A 16800-nucleotide genomic window follows, 5' to 3' on the forward strand; every position below is an offset into this window, starting at 1 on the left:
GCACACTTCGAAAGGACAACTCCCGTGAACGTAGAGCCCGCTGAGTGCCCACGCTGCGCCTTCGCGACGGTCAGCCACCTCGCCACTTCCCCCGCCCCCGGAGTGTGGGACGTGCTCCAGTGCGGCCGGTGCCTCTACACCTGGCGCACCATCGAACCTGCCCGCCGTACCGAGCGTGCGGCCTATCCCGACAACTTCAAGCTGACCGAGGCGGACATCGAGAACGCGATCGAGGTGCCCCCGGTGCCGCCGCTCCTCAAGTGACGAACCGGTCGTCACCCGGCGCATCCGGCTCCCGCACGCCCACGATGCGCAGCGCGATGTCACCGTACTGGTAAGCGAGTTGGTCGACGGTAAACTCCCCTCCCTCGCGAAACCAACTGGCCACCCCGATACCCATGTCGAGGATCGAGTACGAGGCGATCCTGGCCGACTGCACCTCGAAGGCGCCCTCGGCCATGCCTCGCTCGATCAGCTCGCGGAAGCGGCGCTCGTAGTCACTGCGGCCGGTGAGCACCCGGTCCTGGTCGGGCTGTTCGAGGCTGCCGATCTCGCGGTTGCCGACGAAGGCCTCCAGGCGGTTGCGGGCGTGGTAGCGGATGTGCGCCTCCACGGAACGACGCAGTCGCTTCCGTACGTCGCCGGTGCCCGCGACGGCCGCCTCGTTGTCGGCGATGAGCTGCTCGATCGTGCCGATCATGATTTCGGCCAGCAGTTCATGCTTGGACGCCACGTGCTTGTAGAGGCTCGGCCCGCGGATGCCGACGGCTGCGCCGATGTCGGTCATGGTCGTGGACCGGTAGCCCTGCGTGGCGAAGAGTCTCAGCGCCGCCTCGCGGATCCCCGAGCGGCGATCGGACGCCGGGGCACTCTCCGGGCGCGGCGGCCGGTGCGGACGCTCGTAGGCCTCGTGTGGCGACGCGCTCACATGACCCCCATGAAACTACTGCAGGTTAGCCGAATAGGGCGCCTGACTTTCTTGAGTGAGTAGTCACTATAGCTCGCTCCCTTGACATGCCACCCGGACTGGCCATCTGATGGCTAATGGTCAGTAGCCTAGTTCAGGGGTGAGATGTGTCCATCAGCTTCGAGATCGACGAGCGGGTCGCCGCTGTCGCACAGCGCACCACGGAGTTCGTCCGCGACGTGGTGATACCCGAGGAACAGGCATACGGCGGCGGTGACGTGCACGCCGGGCCCGAACCGCTGCGGCGGCGACTGCAGGAGGCGGCACGGGCCGCGGGTGTGTTCGCCCCGCACGTCGGCGAGGAGTTCGGCGGGCTCGGGCTCGATCTGCGCGATCAGGCCGTTGTGTTCGAGGCGGCCGGCCGGTCACTGCTGGGGCCGCTCGCGTTGAACTGCGCCGCGCCCGACGAGGGCAATATGCATCTCCTTGAGGTGGTCGCCACCCAGGAGCAGAAGGAGCGGTATCTGCGTCCGCTCGCCGCGGGCGAGGTACGTTCCTGCTTCGCCATGACCGAGCCGGCACCCGGGGCCGGATCCGATCCGCGCGCGCTGGCCACCACGGCGACCCGGACGGACGGCGGCTGGCGGATCGACGGCCGCAAGTGGTTCATCAGCGGCGCCGACGGGGCGGCCTTCGCCATCTGCATGGCCCGCACCAGCGGCGCTCCGGGCGACGCGGGCGGCGCGACGATGTTCCTCGTCGACGCCGGCACCCCGGGTCTGAAGATCCTCCGGAACATCGACACGCTGGACCATGGCTTGTTCGGTGGGCACAGCGAGGTCGTCTTCGAGGGCTGCGAAGTGCCTGGCAGTGCCGTGCTCGGCGCGGTGGACGAGGGCTTCCGGTACGCGCAGGTGCGGCTCGGTCCCGCGCGCATGACGCACTGCATGCGCTGGCTCGGGGTGGCGCGCCGGGCGCAGGACATCGCCCTCGAACGGGCGGCGGAGCGCTCGGCCTTCGGCGGGCAACTGGCCGAACTGGGCATGGTGCAGCAGATGCTGGCCGATTCCGAGATCGACATCGAGACCAGCCGCGCGGTGCTGTGGCGGGCCTGCTGGGAGCTGGACCAGGGCCGCTCGGCGGCACAGCAGACCTCGATCGCCAAGACGTATGTGTCCGAGGCGGTCAACCGCGTCGTCGACCGCGCCGTCCAGGTGTGCGGCGCGCTCGGCATCTCCGGGGACACCCCGCTCTCCCGGCTGTACCGGGAGGTGCGTCCCTTCCGTATCTACGACGGCCCGTCCGAGACCCACCGCTGGGCGATCGCGAAGCGAGCGGTACGGGCGGCGGCCGGGCAGCGTGACGCGCGATGAGCCCGGCACACGCCGCGGTGGCCGGTGTGGACGTGGCCGCCCTGCAGCGCTACTTCGATCGTCATGTCCCCGAATGTGCAGGTGAGTTGAGCCTCGCCCTGCTGCACGGCGGGCGCTCGAACCTCACGTACGAGGTGACGGACGGCGCGCACCGCTGGGTGCTGCGCCGGCCGCCGTTGGGGGTGCTGACGCCGACGGCGCACGACATGGACCGCGAGTACCGGGTCGTCGCGGCGCTCGGCGGGACCGGGGTGCCGGTCGCGCGAGCGGTGCTGTCGTGCACGGACGCGGAGGTGATCGGCGCGCCGTTCTGCGTCGTCGACTTCGTCGAGGGCACGGTGCTGCGCCACGGCGACGAGGCGGCCACGCTGCCGGCCACCGAGGCCCGCCGCGCGGGGGACGCGCTCGTCGACACCCTGGTGGAGCTGCACTCGGTGGACGCCATCGACGCCGGACTCGGCGACTTCGGCCGCCCCGATGGCTATCTGGGGCGCCAGGTACGCCGGTGGCGCGGCCAGTGGGCCGAGGTCGCCACGCGTGAACTGCCCGATCTCGGCGCGCTGCACGGCCGGCTCGCCGCCACCCTCCCGGCGAGCGGCGCCCCGGCCGTCGTTCACGGCGACTACCGCCTGGACAACACCATCCTGGCACCCGGCGACCTCGGGCGGATCGCGGCGATCGTCGACTGGGAGATGGCCACGCTCGGCGACCCGCTCGCCGACCTCGGGATGCTCCTCATGTACTGGGATCCGGTCTGCGAACCGGTCCTCGGCACGCGCCACGCGCCGACCGCCAACTCCGGCTTCCCCACCGGCCGCGAGCTGACAGAGCGGTACGCCGCGAGGTCCGGCCGGGACATCGCCTCCATTGCCTGGTACCAGGCGCTCGGGTGCTTCAAGCTCGCCGTGATCGCCGAGGGCATCCACGCCCGCTATCTCGCGGGCCGGACCGTCGGCACCGGATTCGAGCACGTCGGCTCGGCGGTGCCCGCGCTGCTGCGCTCTGGACGGGAGCTGCTGTCTGACCGCTGAGAACGCTGGGACCAGGTCTGTGGGGCGGTGACGTTCCTCGCCTCGGACGACGCGAGTTCGTCACCGTCTCGTGTGACGTGCTGTGCGAACAGAAGAATCCCGGCTTCTTCCAGAGGCCCGCAAAAAGGCGCCTGAACTGGGTTTTTCCCGTCAGGCGCCTTTCGCTGTGCCCATTCGGGGGGGGGCCGGCCGGAGTATCGGTCTCCCAGCCGGCCCTGCCGGCCGGGATACGAGAGTTCTCTGTGTGCGCCGTCGCTGCGATGGCCTGGGCGCAGGTCTGTTCCGGTGCCGCCGCCGCCGTGCAGCCGTTTTTCTCAGAGGGTTCCCAGGAACTCACCGGAAGCAGCCAGTGCCGGATGTGACCCTCCGTTGGGACAACTCGCGGGGCGGGCCGGTTGTGGACCGGGTCGGCAACTCGCCGACCTGCACGGCGGCCCGGCTCGCACACCCGGTGCCGCACCGCGTTCCCGGGCCGTCCGACGGCATCAGCCGGCCTCGCCCGACGGGGCCGCTGCGGTCGTCGGGCCGCCGAAGACGGGCCGTCCAGACCTGTTGAGCCACGAACTGACCAGGAGCCTTCTGTGGCCGCTTTCCTCTTCAAACTAGGCCGCTTCTCCTTCCGGAGGCGGTGGTACGTCGCGTTGGCATGGACCGGCTTGCTGGTCCTGGCCGGCATGCTGGCCGCCCGGGCCCCGGCGGCCCCGCCCACTGACTTCTCCATTCCCGGCACGGAGGCGCAGCGCGCCTACGACCGGCTCGACGAGCACTTCCCCGGGCAGAACGCCGAAGGCGCCACAGCCCGCGTGGTCTTCAAGGCCACCGGCGGAAAGGTGACGGCCCCGGACGTCAAGCGCGCTGTCGAGGAAGCGGTCCGCGAGCTCGGCAACGCACCTCAGGTCGGGCAGGTGACCGACCCCTTCCGTACCCGATCGGTGAGTGCGGACGGTTCCACCGCCTACGCACAGGTCAGCTACCAGGTCTCCAGCTCGCGCATGGCGGATGCTTCACGCACGGCGCTGCAGGACACCGTGGAGCAGTCGCGTTCCTCGAAGCTCACCGTCGAGGTGGGCGGCAACGCGCTCAAGGCGTCCAAGCAGAGCCATTCGTCCGAGGCCGTCGGTATCGCCGTCGCCGCAGTGGTCCTCGTCCTCACCTTCGGCTCGCTCCTCGCCGCAGGTATGCCGCTGCTCACCGCCTTGCTGGGAGTCGGCATCGGCACCTGCGTGATCAGGGCGCTGGCCGACCCGCTCGGCCTCGGCTCCACGACGTCGGTACTCGCCACAATGCTGGGCCTGGCCGTAGGCATCGACTACGCGCTGTTCGTCGTCTCCCGCTACCGCGGCGAGCTCGCGAAGGGCAGGAGCGGCGCGGAGGCAGCCGGGCGGGCGCTCGGCACGGCGGGATCGGCGGTGGTGTTCGCGGGTCTGACCGTGGTGATCGCCCTGGCCGGCCTGGCCGTGGTGAACATCCCGCTGCTGACGCAGATGGGACTCGCCGCCGCGGGCACCGTCGTCCTCGCCGTGCTGATCGCTCTCACCCTGATCCCCGCGCTGCTCGGCATCGCCGGCCGGCGCGTCCGGCCCGCCCGCGCGCGGCGCGGAATCCCGGCGGACGGGACTCCGGCCGACGGGGCGCCCCTCAAGTCCAAACTGGCCGCCAGGTGGGCGCGCTTCGTGACCCGCCGCCCCCTTGCGGTCCTGCTGACCGGCGTCGCCGCGCTCTCCGTAGTCGCCATCCCCGCGGCTTCCCTCCAGCTGGGCCTGCCCGACGACGGCAGCCAGCCGGCCTCCACCACTCAGCGCAGGGCGTACGACCTGCTCTCCGAAGGATTCGGCCCCGGCTTCAACGGCCCCCTGCTGGTGGTCGTCGAAGCCGGCAAGGGCGGAAGTGCCCAGTCGGCAGCCAGGAGTACCGCCACGCGTATCCGGAAACTGGACAACGTCACGACTGTCACTCCGCCCCGTGTCAACGGCTCCGGCGACACGGCCGTCCTCACCGTGGTTCCCGCCACCGCTCCCAGCAGCCAGGAGACAACGGCGCTCGTACACGCCCTGCGTGATCCGGGTCTTGAAGCCGGCAGCGGAGCCCGCGTCCTGGTGTCGGGCACCACGGCGATGAACATCGATGTATCGCAGAAGCTCGACGATGCGCTCCTCCCCTATCTCGCGCTCGTGGTGGGGCTGGCGTTCCTGCTCCTGATCGCCGTCTTCAGGTCCCTCCTCGTCCCGCTCAAGGCGGCACTGGGTTTCCTGCTCTCCATCGCCGGCGCGCTGGGCGCGGTCGTCGCGGTATTCCAGTGGGGATGGCTCGGCTCACTCCTCGGGGTGTCCCAGCCGGGCCCGGTGATGTCGATGATGCCGATCTTCATGGTCGGCGTGGTCTTCGGGCTCGCCATGGACTACGAGGTCTTCCTGGTGACCCGTATGCGCGAGGAGTACGTGCACGGGCGGTCGCCGCTGCACGCGGTCACCAGCGGATTCGAGCACGGGGCCCGGGTTGTCACGGCGGCGGCGATCATCATGATCGCGGTCTTCTCCGGATTCATGGGATCGAACGAGCAGATGGTCAAGACCATCGGGTTCGGTCTGGCCTTCGCCGTCTTCCTCGACGCCTTCGTCGTCAGGATGACTCTCGTTCCCGCCGCCCTGGTCCTGCTGGGGAACAGGGCGTGGTGGCTTCCCGGGTGGCTGGACCGCTTCGTACCCGACATCGATGTGGAGGGCGAGAAGCTGCGTACGGAGACGGACGGGAGTGAGCCCGCGACGCCGCAGGGGACCATGCACCGCGTCACGGACAAGGCCGGCCAGACTTCGTGACACGGCAGACAGACGAACGGAAGATGCGACGGATGCCCCTGCTGTCTCGGCGTAGAACTGAAAGCCCCAGTGAAGTCACGGTGGCAGGGCCCGGAGGAGCCGCGCGGAACGCTCTGGAAGGCGCTCTCTCGCTGCTGGCCGCAGTCGCGGCGATGGCAGCCACCGGGTACGCGGCGCTCAGTGCCCTGAGTGCCGGTGCGACAGCCCCGCTCGGCAGGCTCACCGCGGCAGTGACCAGCATGGCGCTGGGCAGCACCCTCACCCTGACCTCAGGCACCTCCAGGAACACCGGAAATTCAGGAGGCGGTCTCCTCGGCGGGCTGGGCGGCTCCTCCGGCGGCATGAGTCTCGGTGTTTCCGGCCGGATGGCCGCGATACCGCTCGCACTGACCGTCCTGGGCACCGCTGTTCTGGCCTGGGGCTTCTTCAGACCGCTTCGGCGCCGCAGCCGCCTCACACCCGCGCTGCTGTCCGCCCGTGCCGGCGGGGCGCTGTTCAGCACCCTCCTCCTCTTCCCGGCCCTGGCCCTCCTGGCCCACGGCACGCTGCATCTGCCCAAGTCCGTGACCGGCAAGTTCGGCGGGGGCTCCGGCGGGGGCCCGGGTGACGGCTTCGGCGGGGGTGGAGGCGGCATCGGCGGCCGGCTCAAGGACGGGCTGTCCTCCGTACACTTCGACGCCGACCCCGCCGCAGCAGGGTTCTTCGGATTTCTGTCAGTGGCGCTCGTCCTGGGCCTCGGCTGTGTAGCCGCACGGCGTACGACGCTGCCGCGGCCGATTGCGCTGAGCCGGCTGCGGCTGAAGTGGAACCCTGTTTCCTCCGCCCTGACCGGGGTCTTCGCCGGCCTGTGCTGCCTCACCCCGGCGCTGGCAGCCCTGGCCGGAGCCGCCGCTCTGACCGGCAGGAGCGATGCGGCGAAGGCCGCAGGGGTGCTGCTGCTGGCGGGGCCCAACCTGCTGGGCGTACTGCTCACTTCCGGGCTGGGATCGTCGTGGCAGGCGGCGGTGCACCGGCAGCAGCCCCAGGGCGGTGGACTGATGGGGGCGCTCGGGCAAGGCGGCGGCCGGCCGGGCGGCGCCGCGGACCGGGCCGTCGACATCGCCGACCGGAGCGTGGCGGGCATTCCCGTGTGGCTGGCGGGGCTGTGCCTGCTCGTCGGCGCCCTGGTACTCACCGGGTATCTGGCCGCGTCCCGTACACCGGTGCGCACGCGGCGCGAGGAGGCGGACGCGCTCCTGGGCCGTCATCTGGAACTCGCTCTGCGACTGGCGGTTGCGACCGCGTTCGCGGGACTGGTCCTGCCCTTCCTTGCCCATGCGTCCGCCCGGCTCGGCATCAGCGCCATGGGCATGGACATGGGCGGGCTGGAAGCCGGCCTCCACGGCAGCGTACGACTGGCCGGGCTCACCGGGATGGTTCTCGGGGGCATCACCGGATACTGCGGAAGCCGTCTGCACGGCCTGCGCACCGCACGCCCGAACCCTGCGAAGCCCGGCGGCGGTTCTCACGCCGGCAGGGACGACACCGCCGCCTCTCGCCACCCCGGCAGTGGTCCTGTGCAGGGCCGCCGTGCCACGGCCGGCTCGGCGTCCCGACCGTAATGTGCTCTCCTGGATGTCCGTTTCCGGTCCCGGCCGGCGCCGGAAACGGACACCAGGATGCCCCCCGGCCCCGAGCCCCCCGAGGCGACGAAGCAGATCATGCAGAACCCGACCCGATCCGAGCGCGCCACGGCGCCACACGCCCACCTTCTCGTCGTCGACGACGAACCGACCGTAAGGGAGCTGCTGCCGGCGGCACTTCGCTACGCGGGCTTCGCCGTCGAGGCGGCGGCGGACGGACAGGAGGCCCTCGACATGGCCTCTCGCCGACGGCCCGACCTGGTCGTGCTCGACATCATGCTGCCCGACATGGACGGCTTCGAGGTGATCCGCCGGCTGCGCGCGGAGCCCAGGTCGTCCGGGACCGGACACCTGGGTGACGTGCCTGTCCTGTTCCTCACCGCGCGCGAAGCCATGCAGGACAAGATCAACGGGTTGCAGCTGGGCGGCGACGACTACGTCACCAAACCCTTCGACCTCGAGGAACTGATCGCCCGCATCCACGCGATCCTGCGCCGGACGAAGGGAGAACCGCCGGCCACCCTGGCCATCGGCCATCTGGAACTCGACCCGGAAGGACATCTCGTCACCCGGGCCGGCGAGGGGGTCCGGCTCTCACCGACGGAGTTCCGGCTGCTGCACTTCTTGATGGTCAACGCCGGACGGACCATGTCCAAGGCCCAGATCCTGGAACACGTCTGGCACTACGACTTCGGCGGCGACCCGAGCATCGTCGACACCTACATCAGCTACCTGCGGCGCAAGGTCGACACGAGGGAGCCGAAACTCATCCACACCGTGCACGGCATCGGGTATGTCATACGCGGGCCACGAAAGTGAGGCGGCGGCCCCTGCCACAGCTGAAGGGCGCGCTGTCACGGCTGTCGCTGCGTACACGTCTGCTGTTTCTCTCCATCGCCATGGTGGCGGTGGGACTCCTCTCCGCGAGCGTGGTCGTCAGCACCGTTCTCAGCCACTACCTCCAGGAGAGGATCGACGACACGCTCACCACGGCGGCACCGGTCATCGCCCGCCTGGCGCCGTTCGACACCCTGCGCGCCGGATCCGCGCAGACCGCGAAGAACCTCAACTTCTTCGGCGACACCACCGTGGTCTCCGTGGACGAGAACGGAGCCACCCTCACGGAGTACGACGCGAGCGCCGCCCCGCTCGGCGGCGGCCCTCAGCTTCCCGCCCTGGACCGGAAGGCCGTACTCGCCAGAGAAGGCCGTCCCTTCACGGTCCCGGCCCACACAGGTGACCAGCGCTGGAGGGTTGTCGCCCTGCCCCGGTCCGGCCGGCGGATCGGACCGGCGGCGGAGGACACCGGAGCTTCCGGCAGTGTCGTCGTGGCGAAGTCCATGGGTGAGGTCGACAGCACCGTCGGCAAGACGCGGACCATCTCGCTCACTGCCGGCACGGCTCTGCTCGCCGCGCTCACGGTTGCCGGGTGGTTCGCCGTACGGTCCGGACTGCGCCCGCTGACCTCCATCGAGGAGACCGCCACGGCGATAGCCGCCGGAGACTTCTCCCGCCGGGTCCCCGAACTCGCGGGTCCGCAGACCGAGGTGGGCCGTCTCACCGAGTGCCTGAACGGGATGCTCGCCCAGATCGACACCGCCTTCCACGCGCGGGCGGAGGCCGAGTCCCGGATGCGGCGCTTCTTCGCCGACGCCAGTCACGAACTGCGCACACCGCTGGCGGGCATCAAGGGCTACACGGACCTCTACCGCATGGGAGCCCTGCCGACGCGCCAGGACATCGACCACACCATGAAGCGCATCGCCCAGGAGTCCGATCGTCTGACCCGGCTCGTGGAGGACATGTTGCTCCTGGCACGGCTCGACGAGCGTACGCATCTTCCGGCCGCGCGAACCGGCGAAGACCTGGCCTTCCCGCTCGACCTGGCGCCGATGGACCTGCGGACCCTGGCGGCCGACGCCCTTCACGATGTACGCGCCCTGGACGCCACCCGCCCGGTCACCCTCACCGGCCCGGGCGGCGGCAGACCGGCGACAGCACCCGCTCTGGCGGACGAGGCCCGTCTGCGGCAGGTCGTCACCAATCTGGTCGGCAACGCGGTGACCCATTCCCCGGCGGGCGCCCCCATCCGCATCGGGGTGGGTACGGTCGACGACCACGCCGTACTGGAAGTGGCCGATCAGGGCCAGGGCCTGTCGCCTCAGGACCGGCAGCGGGTCTTCGAGCGCTTCTACCGGGCCGACGGTTCCCGAAGCCGCACCTCGGGAGGCGGATCCGGCCTCGGACTGGCCATCGTGCACTCACTGGTCACCGCGCACGACGGTCAGGTGGACCTCATCACCGAGCCGGGCAGCGGTTGCACCTTTCGCCTTCTGCTGCCGCTGCCCGATCAGCGCGCCTCGCGGTGATCCCTGGGGATGGCGGATCTCCTGCATGGCGGTGACCGGCCCTGGCCGTTGACGCGGTAGTAGAAGTGCCTTCCGGTCGCGCGACGGGACGTGTCAGGCGATGGGTCACAGGGTCGTGTCGCGGTGGATGGTCCGGCCGTCCAGCACCATCAACAGGACGGGCATGTCCGGCAGTTCGGTGGCGGAGGTGGTGAGCGGATTGCCGGCGAAGACCGTGAGGTCGGCGCGGTAGCCGACGGCGAGGCGGCCGGCCTCGTGCTCCTCGCCCGCCGCGTGGGCGGCATTGACGGTCATGGCCTGGAGGCACTCCAGCGCCGTGAGCGCCTGGTCGGGGCCGTGCGGGGGCTGGGTGAGATCACGGTTGGGGCGACGGTGCCGGGCGCCCGCCATGGTGCCCAGCGGCGGGTAGGGAGCGATGGGCCAGTCGGAGCCGAGGACGACAGTGGCACGAGAGTCCCACAGGTCGCGGCAGCGCCAGGCGAGGGAGGCGCGCTCCTCTCCGAGACGACGCGACCAGTTGTCGGTGTGGTCGGCCCGGGTGAAGTCGCAGCAGTGGGTGGGCTGCATGGACGCGATCACGTCGAGCTCCGCGAAGCGGCGCAGGGTGTCGTCGGGCACCGTCTCAATGTGCTCGACCCGGTGCCGCAGCCCGCGGTCCACACCGGCCTGGGCCTTCTCGACGGCGTCGAGGGCATGCCGCACCGCTGCGTCACCGATGGCGTGGGTCGCGGTGGGCACGCCGGCCCGGTGGAGTTCACCGACGATGTGGGTGTACGCCTCCGGGTCGGGCCAGAAGGAGTGCGTGGACTCGCCGTGACAGTCGGGGCGCTCCAGCCAGGCGGTGCCGTTGTCGATGGTGCCGTCCATGAAGAGCTTGACGCCCGCGGTCTGCCAGAGCCGGCCGCCGGCGCCCTGCTGCTCGATGAGTTCGCGCAGCGCGTCCGCGTCGGTGCCGGGCTGGCACCAGGGGGCGACCCGCAGCCGCAACGGCAGCTCGCCGGCCGCGTCGAGCTCGGCGTACAGCGCCAGACTGTCGCCGTTGGCGTCCATGGCGTGGCCGCCGGTGAGGCCTGCGGCGGCCATGCCGTGCAGGGCGGCGGCGAGACGGTCGCGGCGCGCGGCGTGGGTGGGCTGCGGTGCGGCGCGCTCGACGAGTTCGCAGGCGGCGTCCTCCAGGAGCAGCCCGGTGGGACGGCCCGCGTCGTCGCAGACGACCTCGGCGGCCTGGGCGAAGGGGCGCGGCCCGTCGACGCCGGCGAGTTCGAGCGCGCGCGGGCTGGCCAGCATGGAGTGCGCGTCGAAGAGCTGGAGGAGGGCCGGTACGCCGTCGAGGACGGGAGCGAGGGCGGCGGTCTCGATGGGCCGGTCCCCGAAGACGTTCGGGTCCAGGCCCCAGCCCTGCAGGTACGCGCCGGGCGGAAGGGTCCTGACCTCACGGGCCAGCGCTTCGCGCAACGCGTCCAGGTCGGCGCAGTGCGACAGGTCAAGGCCGTGGGTCAGCTCGGCGCCCGAGACGGGGTGGAGGTGGCCGTCGACCAGGCCGGGGGTCACCACGGCCCCCTTGAGATCGATCACCGTCGTGGCGGAGTCAGCGAGCGCGCGTATCTCGCGGTCGCCGCCCAGGGCGCAGATCCGTCCTGCGGACACGGCCAGAGCGGTTTCCGGCAGGAACTCGCCGGTGACCGGGTCGAGCAGACGGGCGGAGAGCAGGACGAGAGGGGTGCGCACAGCGGCTCCTCGGAGGTGATGGGAAAGGGTCGGTCAGTTGGGGTGGCGGACGATGCCTGTGACGGTCCCGCCACCGGGCAGGGGCTGGTGCCGTGGCACTGTGGCCTGTCCGGCCCTAGTCGGCAGCGGGCTCCGTGCCGGGATCGGCAAACGAGGCGGGGGACGCCCCGGCCGGCCGGCCGAGCGCGCCTCTCGCCAGCCCGAGTTCACGCTCCGCCGTGATGACGGCCATGTACGTCACGGCCTCGTAGCGGTCGCTGGTTTCCGTGTTGGCGTGGGCTCCGAGGCCGTCAAGTACCACCAGGACCTGAATGGCACTCACATACGGGTCGTCCGTGCGGAATTCCGCCCGCTCGACACCCCGCCGTACGAGATCCGCCAGCCGTCCGCGCCACAAGGCCTCCTGCTCCGCGACCCGGTCGCGGAGCACGGGCCGGTAGCGGCTGAGGTGCCGTGCGTTGATCCAGAGCCGGCTGAGGTCGTCGTACGTCTCGCCTGTCGTCTGCGCGAAGAACTCCGCCAGGTGCTGAGTGGGCGTCCCGTCGGGCCGCCCGGCCGGCAGGAGGGTGTCGAGCTCGCCGCTCGCGGCGCTGCCGAACGCCTCAGCCACGAGGTCCTCCACCGAGGGGAAGTAGTGGCTGATCAGCCCCGGCCGGACGCCGAGCTCTTCGCCGATACGCCGGAGCGTGACGCACTCCAGGCCCTCGGTCAGAGCGACGGCGGCAGCCGCGGCAACGATTTCCGCACGTCGGACGGCTGGTGGCTTCCGAATTCGCTTGCGCTGAACGCTTGACGACATACCCCGAATGCTATTGAGTGTGCGACCAATAAGCAAACAGTGACGACGACCACCCGAACCCCCGGAGGGCCTCATGGCGTCCACGATTCCCGACCCGCACCCCGGCACGGCCGACGCGCCCCCGTCGGATCGGCCGGTCCGTATTGAGGCCCACGGCATCGACCACATCCCCGACGCGGACCGCCATGGCAAGGCGCGGGAGCTGTTCTTCGTCTGGGCGGCGGCCAACGTCAACTACCTCAGCCTGGTGGTCGGCGGCGCGTTGATCCTCATGGGGCTGAGCCTGCGGCAGGCCCTGGCCGTGCTCGTAATGGGCAACCTCTTCTGGGTGCTGACCGGATTCCTCGCGGTATCGGGCCCGGCCGCCGGCGCACCGAGCGAGGTGATCACGCGGGCGATGTACGGCGTCCTCGGCAACCGGGTCAACAACGCCATCGTCGGCTGGATGATCTCCGTCTGCTACTTCGCCCTCAACCTGTCCGCCGCCGCGGTCGCCGCCTTCTCCCTGGTCGGGAAGTGCGGCATCCCGACGACCACGGGCGTCAAGGTCGTTGTCGTGGTGGCCATCGCCGCCCTCACCCTGACCATCAGCGTCTACGGGCACGCCACGATCGTGAGGCTCTACCTTCCGATCACAGTGGCCCTCACCGCCGCCTTCGCCGTCGTCGCCGTCAGCGTGGCCGGGCACACCGACTTCGATTACGTACCCGCGAAGCCGCTGACCGGCGTGGACCTGTGGGCGACCCTCATCGCCGGGGTCACTCTCATCGCCTCGGGCCCGCTGTCCTACACCACCAGCGCCGATTTCTCCCGCTACCTGCCCAGCACGACGCCCCGGAAGGCGATCGTGGGCTGGACCGCACTCGGCAGCTTCCTGCCCAGCGTGGTCGTCTGTTCCCTGGGCGCGTTCGCCGCGACGACGGTCGACATGACCGACCCGCAGGCCGCGCTGGAGAAGATCCTGCCCGGCTGGTTCACCCCCGTCTTCCTGCTCGCCCTGGTCCTCGGCACGATCTCCATCAACGCGCTGACCGCCTACAGCGCCGGGCTGGCCCTCCAGGCCGTCGGCATCCGTATCCGCCGCTCCGTCAGCGTGCTCTTCGACGGAACCGTCGCCGTCGCTCTGACCCTGTACGCGCTGCTCGTATCCAACTTCCTCGACACCGTCAGCAACGTCCTCCAGCTGACCGTCGTCCTGCTCGGCCCCAGCATGGCCATCTACGCCACCGACATCCTGCTGCGCCACAACCGCTACGACGGACGCGCGCTCACGGACGAGGCCCCCGGCAGCACCTTCTGGTACACCGGGGGCGTCAACTGGGCGGGCGCCGGCGCGCTCGTGGCGGGCGTCGTCGCGTCCGCCCTCTGCGTGAACACGCTGTACACCGGCCCGATAGCCGCCGCCCTGGGCGGAGTTGACCTGGCGCTGCCCGTCGGCATGGTGGTCGCGTCGGCCGCCTATGTGGTCCTCATGCGTCCCCTCGGCGGCCTCGGTACGGCGGTACGCGCATGAGCCGCCGTACCCCGGGCCGGTCAGCTCAGGTTGATGACCGGCTTGTGCAGGTCGAACCAGGTGGCCAGGTCGAGCGCCCTCTCCAGGTGGGAACGCTGGCGAGTGGTAATGGTCGCACCGTCGGCCTCGGCGGCCTCCTGGAGCCGCGTACGGTGGCACAGGTCCAGGGCGGAGTGGCGGGAGGCAAGCAGGTCGGAGGTCTGCGCCTGGATGGCCGCCACGTAGTTCGGGTCGAAGCTGCCGGGGTAGCCGCTCTTCTTGCGCTGCACCACCGAGTCCGGCAGCAGGTCGCGCGTGGCCTCGCGCAGGATGCTCTTCTCCCGCCCGTCGAACGTCTTCATCGACCACGAGGTGTTGAACACGTACTGCACCAGCCTGTGGTCGCAGAACGGCACCCGGACCTCGAGCCCCACAGCCATGCTCATCCTGTCCTTCCGGTCCAGGAGGGACTGCACCATACGGCTCAAGTGCAAGTAACAGACCTGCCGCATCCGCTTCTCCAGGCCGCTTTCTCCCTCTTTGAGGGGGGCCTCCGCGAGGGCGGACGAGTAGCTGTCGTGCAGGTAGGAGTCGAGATCCAGAGTGTTCGCGAGGTCGTCGGACAGAGCGCCCGTCAGGTCGATCGGAGATTCTCCGGCCAGCCAGGGGAAGGTCTGCGCCTCACGTCGCTCGTCATGGAACCACGGATAGCCGCCGAAGACCTCGTCGGCGGACTCCCCCGACAGGGCGACCGTGGAGTGTTGGCGGACCGCCGCGAACAGCAGGTAGAGGGAGTTGTCGCGGTCGCCGAGCCCGACCGGCAGGTCGCGTGCGCCGACGGCCGCCCGCCGTACCGCCGGGTCGGACAGAGCGGCACCGTCCAGCATGATGTCGCTGTGGTCGCAGTTGATGTGTTCCCTGACCGCGTGCACGAAGGGGGTGTCCTGGGTCGGACTGATGTCCATGGCCCGGAAGTTCTTCGCCTGGTCCGGGAAGTCGACGGCGAAACTGCGTACGGTCTCGCCGTGTTCGCCGAGCTGCTCGGCCGCCAGAGCGGTCATCGCGGAGGAGTCGAGCCCTCCGGAGAGCAGGGAGCAGCGGGGCACGTCCGCCACGAGCTGCCGGGCGATGATGTCCTCCAGCAGTTCCCGCACATGCGCGACGGTGGCCTGCCGGCTGTCGGTGTGCTCGGTGGCTTCCAGCTGCCAGTAGGCGTGCTCGCGCAGGCCGTTGCGGTCCAGAACCGCCACATGACCGGGCTTCAGCTCCCGCATGCCCTCCCATATCGCGAACCCTGGGGTCTTGGCGAACGAGAAGATCTCCCGCAGCCCGTCCCGCCCCACGACAGCCGGAGCCAGTGGGTTGGCCAGGATGGCCTTGGGCTCCGAGCCGAACAGCACGCCGTCGTCGGTCTCGTAGAAGTAGAAGGGCTTGATGCCCATCCGGTCACGGATCATGACCAGCTTCTCCGTCCGCGGGTCCCAGATCGCGAACGCGTACATACCGTTTAGTTTGGCGGCCAGCTCCTCGCCCCACTGGAGGTAGCCCCGCAGCACGACTTCGGTGTCGGAATCGGTCTCGAAGCGGTGTCCGTGGCGGCGCAGTTCCTCGCGCAGCTCGACGTAGTTGTACGCCTCGCCGGAGTACACCATCGCGACCGTGCCGTCCTCAGTCCGCGCCTCCATCGGCTGGGCGCCGCCGGGGAGGTCGATGACGGCGAGTCGGCGATGCCCGAGAGCGGCCCGCGGTGTCAGCCAGGCGCCCTGAGCGTCAGGGCCACGGCAGGACATCGTCTCGGTCATGGCGTCGACGGTCTCGCGATGGGCCGTCAGGTCGCGTCGGTAGGAAACCCATCCAGTTATGCCGCACACAGTGGAAAACCTCTCCGTGGGGGGATTAGGTGTATCCACCATCTCTCTTGTAGTGCTGGTCCGACCATCCACAGCAACGCCCGGCGGAGTGTGGTTTCTCACCAGTAAACTCTTGTTAAGTTCGCGTTTCGGGAGTGGTGTTCTTGCCCACCGGGCACTTTGGGCCGGTCGTTCCGTCCCATGGCTCGGGTCGGGACCTTTCGTCCGGTGGACCGGTCAGGGCACCGGCCAGGGCACCGGCCAGGGCAGCCGCCATTGCCTCCCGCATCGCGGCGGTGGCGACGGAGAGAGTCGCCGGGTGGGGCAGGTACGTATCGGTGTGGCACGCGGGCCGCACCGCGCCCAGGCCGCCGCCCGGTTCGCCGGAGCCGACGAACCAGTACACCGACGGGCAGCCGGAGGCCCGGGCCAGAACACTGAAGTCGTCAGAGGCCAGCGCGGGCGGGACGGTGAGGTGACGCACCGACAGCCGGCGCTCGTGCAGGGCGGCGCGGCGGTCGCGGGGCCGCAGGGGCGTTCTCCACCCGGGGGACGTGCGTGTCATGGGTCAGCCGGACGTCGCCGCCGAAGGAGAGTCCGGCTGCGGCGGTCTCAGCCCGAACCAGGGCGCCGACGCGGCTGAGGACCGCCTCCCGCACATGCTCCTCGAAGGTGCGGATGTTGACGGTGACGACGGCTCGCGGCGCGCGCAGGCCCGCCGTGGAAGGTGCCACGATCCCGGGCACTGACACCACTGCCTGCTCGAACGGCGCCACATCACGGCCCACCACGGTGTGCAGGCGCTGCGTGAGC

14 protein-coding genes are annotated in these 16800 nt (G+C 70.4%); 9 read left to right on the forward strand and 5 right to left on the reverse strand.

Going from position 1 to position 16800, the window contains the following annotated elements; all coding sequences use genetic code 11:
- The first annotated feature begins 24 nt into the window (after nt 1–24).
- The gene (locus tag OG452_RS01410; RefSeq protein ID WP_327293739.1) at nt 25–264 is read left to right on the forward strand and encodes a non-oxidative hydroxyarylic acid decarboxylases subunit D; all 240 of its coding nucleotides are present in this window, start codon (nt 25–27) and stop codon (nt 262–264) included.
- Here OG452_RS01410 and OG452_RS01415 read toward each other — a convergent pair.
- Entirely contained in the window at nt 257–928 is a 672-nt protein-coding gene (locus tag OG452_RS01415; protein WP_327293740.1) for a TetR/AcrR family transcriptional regulator, read from the reverse strand. The genes OG452_RS01410 and OG452_RS01415 overlap by 8 nt on opposite strands.
- Before the next feature lie 146 nt (nt 929–1074).
- Between OG452_RS01415 and OG452_RS01420 the strand changes: the two genes are divergently transcribed.
- From OG452_RS01420 to OG452_RS01445, 6 genes are all read left to right on the forward strand, one after another.
- A complete protein-coding gene (locus OG452_RS01420; protein WP_327293741.1) occupies nt 1075–2280 on the forward strand; it encodes an acyl-CoA dehydrogenase family protein in 1206 nt (401 codons plus the stop codon).
- Nucleotides 2277–3311 (forward strand): phosphotransferase family protein, encoded by a 1035-nt coding sequence (locus OG452_RS01425; protein ID WP_327293742.1) that lies wholly within the window; start codon nt 2277–2279, stop codon nt 3309–3311. The genes OG452_RS01420 and OG452_RS01425 overlap by 4 nt, the downstream gene beginning before the upstream one ends.
- A 581-nt stretch (nt 3312–3892) precedes the next feature.
- On the forward strand, nt 3893–6127 hold the full coding sequence (locus OG452_RS01430) for an MMPL family transporter (RefSeq protein WP_327293743.1): 2235 nt from the start codon (nt 3893–3895) through the stop codon (nt 6125–6127).
- An 80-nt stretch (nt 6128–6207) separates the two neighbouring features.
- Nucleotides 6208–7728 carry a streptophobe family protein gene (locus OG452_RS01435; RefSeq protein ID WP_327293744.1) on the forward strand — a complete coding sequence of 507 codons (1521 nt, stop codon included), beginning with the start codon at nt 6208–6210 and terminating at the stop codon, nt 7726–7728.
- 99 nt (nt 7729–7827) lie between these two features.
- Complete coding sequence (locus tag OG452_RS01440; protein WP_327299476.1) at nt 7828–8568, forward strand: response regulator transcription factor; 741 nt, start codon at nt 7828–7830, stop codon at nt 8566–8568.
- Nucleotides 8569–8648: 80 nt separating this feature from the next.
- The gene (locus OG452_RS01445) at nt 8649–10118 is read left to right on the forward strand and encodes a sensor histidine kinase (protein ID WP_405565728.1); all 1470 of its coding nucleotides are present in this window, start codon (nt 8649–8651) and stop codon (nt 10116–10118) included.
- A gap of 105 nt (nt 10119–10223) precedes the next feature.
- Here the strand turns inward: OG452_RS01445 and OG452_RS01450 are convergent, their stop codons facing one another.
- Nucleotides 10224–11846 carry an amidohydrolase gene (locus OG452_RS01450; protein WP_327293746.1) on the reverse strand — a complete coding sequence of 541 codons (1623 nt, stop codon included), beginning with the start codon at nt 11844–11846 and terminating at the stop codon, nt 10224–10226.
- 115 nt (nt 11847–11961) lie between these two features.
- Nucleotides 11962–12645 carry a TetR/AcrR family transcriptional regulator gene (locus OG452_RS01455; protein WP_327293747.1) on the reverse strand — a complete coding sequence of 228 codons (684 nt, stop codon included), beginning with the start codon at nt 12643–12645 and terminating at the stop codon, nt 11962–11964.
- Between the two features lie 73 nt (nt 12646–12718).
- On the opposite strand from OG452_RS01455, the gene OG452_RS01460 reads away from it, so the two are divergent.
- Nucleotides 12719–14158, forward strand: coding sequence for a purine-cytosine permease family protein (locus OG452_RS01460; protein ID WP_327293748.1), 1440 nt, complete (start codon nt 12719–12721; stop codon nt 14156–14158).
- 20 nt (nt 14159–14178) lie between these two features.
- On the opposite strand, the gene asnB is transcribed toward OG452_RS01460, so the two are convergent.
- On the reverse strand, nt 14179–16008 hold the full coding sequence (gene asnB, locus OG452_RS01465) for an asparagine synthase (glutamine-hydrolyzing) (protein WP_327293749.1): 1830 nt from the start codon (nt 16006–16008) through the stop codon (nt 14179–14181).
- A gap of 115 nt (nt 16009–16123) precedes the next feature.
- Entirely contained in the window at nt 16124–16552 is a 429-nt protein-coding gene (locus OG452_RS01470) for a hypothetical protein (RefSeq protein ID WP_327293750.1), read from the reverse strand.
- On the opposite strand from OG452_RS01470, the gene OG452_RS01475 reads away from it, so the two are divergent.
- Nucleotides 16551–16736, forward strand: coding sequence for a hypothetical protein (locus tag OG452_RS01475; RefSeq protein WP_327293751.1), 186 nt, complete (start codon nt 16551–16553; stop codon nt 16734–16736). The genes OG452_RS01470 and OG452_RS01475 overlap by 2 nt on opposite strands.
- Nucleotides 16737–16800 lie beyond the last annotated feature (64 nt).

Source organism: Streptomyces sp. NBC_01197, from assembly GCF_036010505.1.
Lineage (GTDB): Bacteria > Actinomycetota > Actinomycetes > Streptomycetales > Streptomycetaceae > Streptomyces.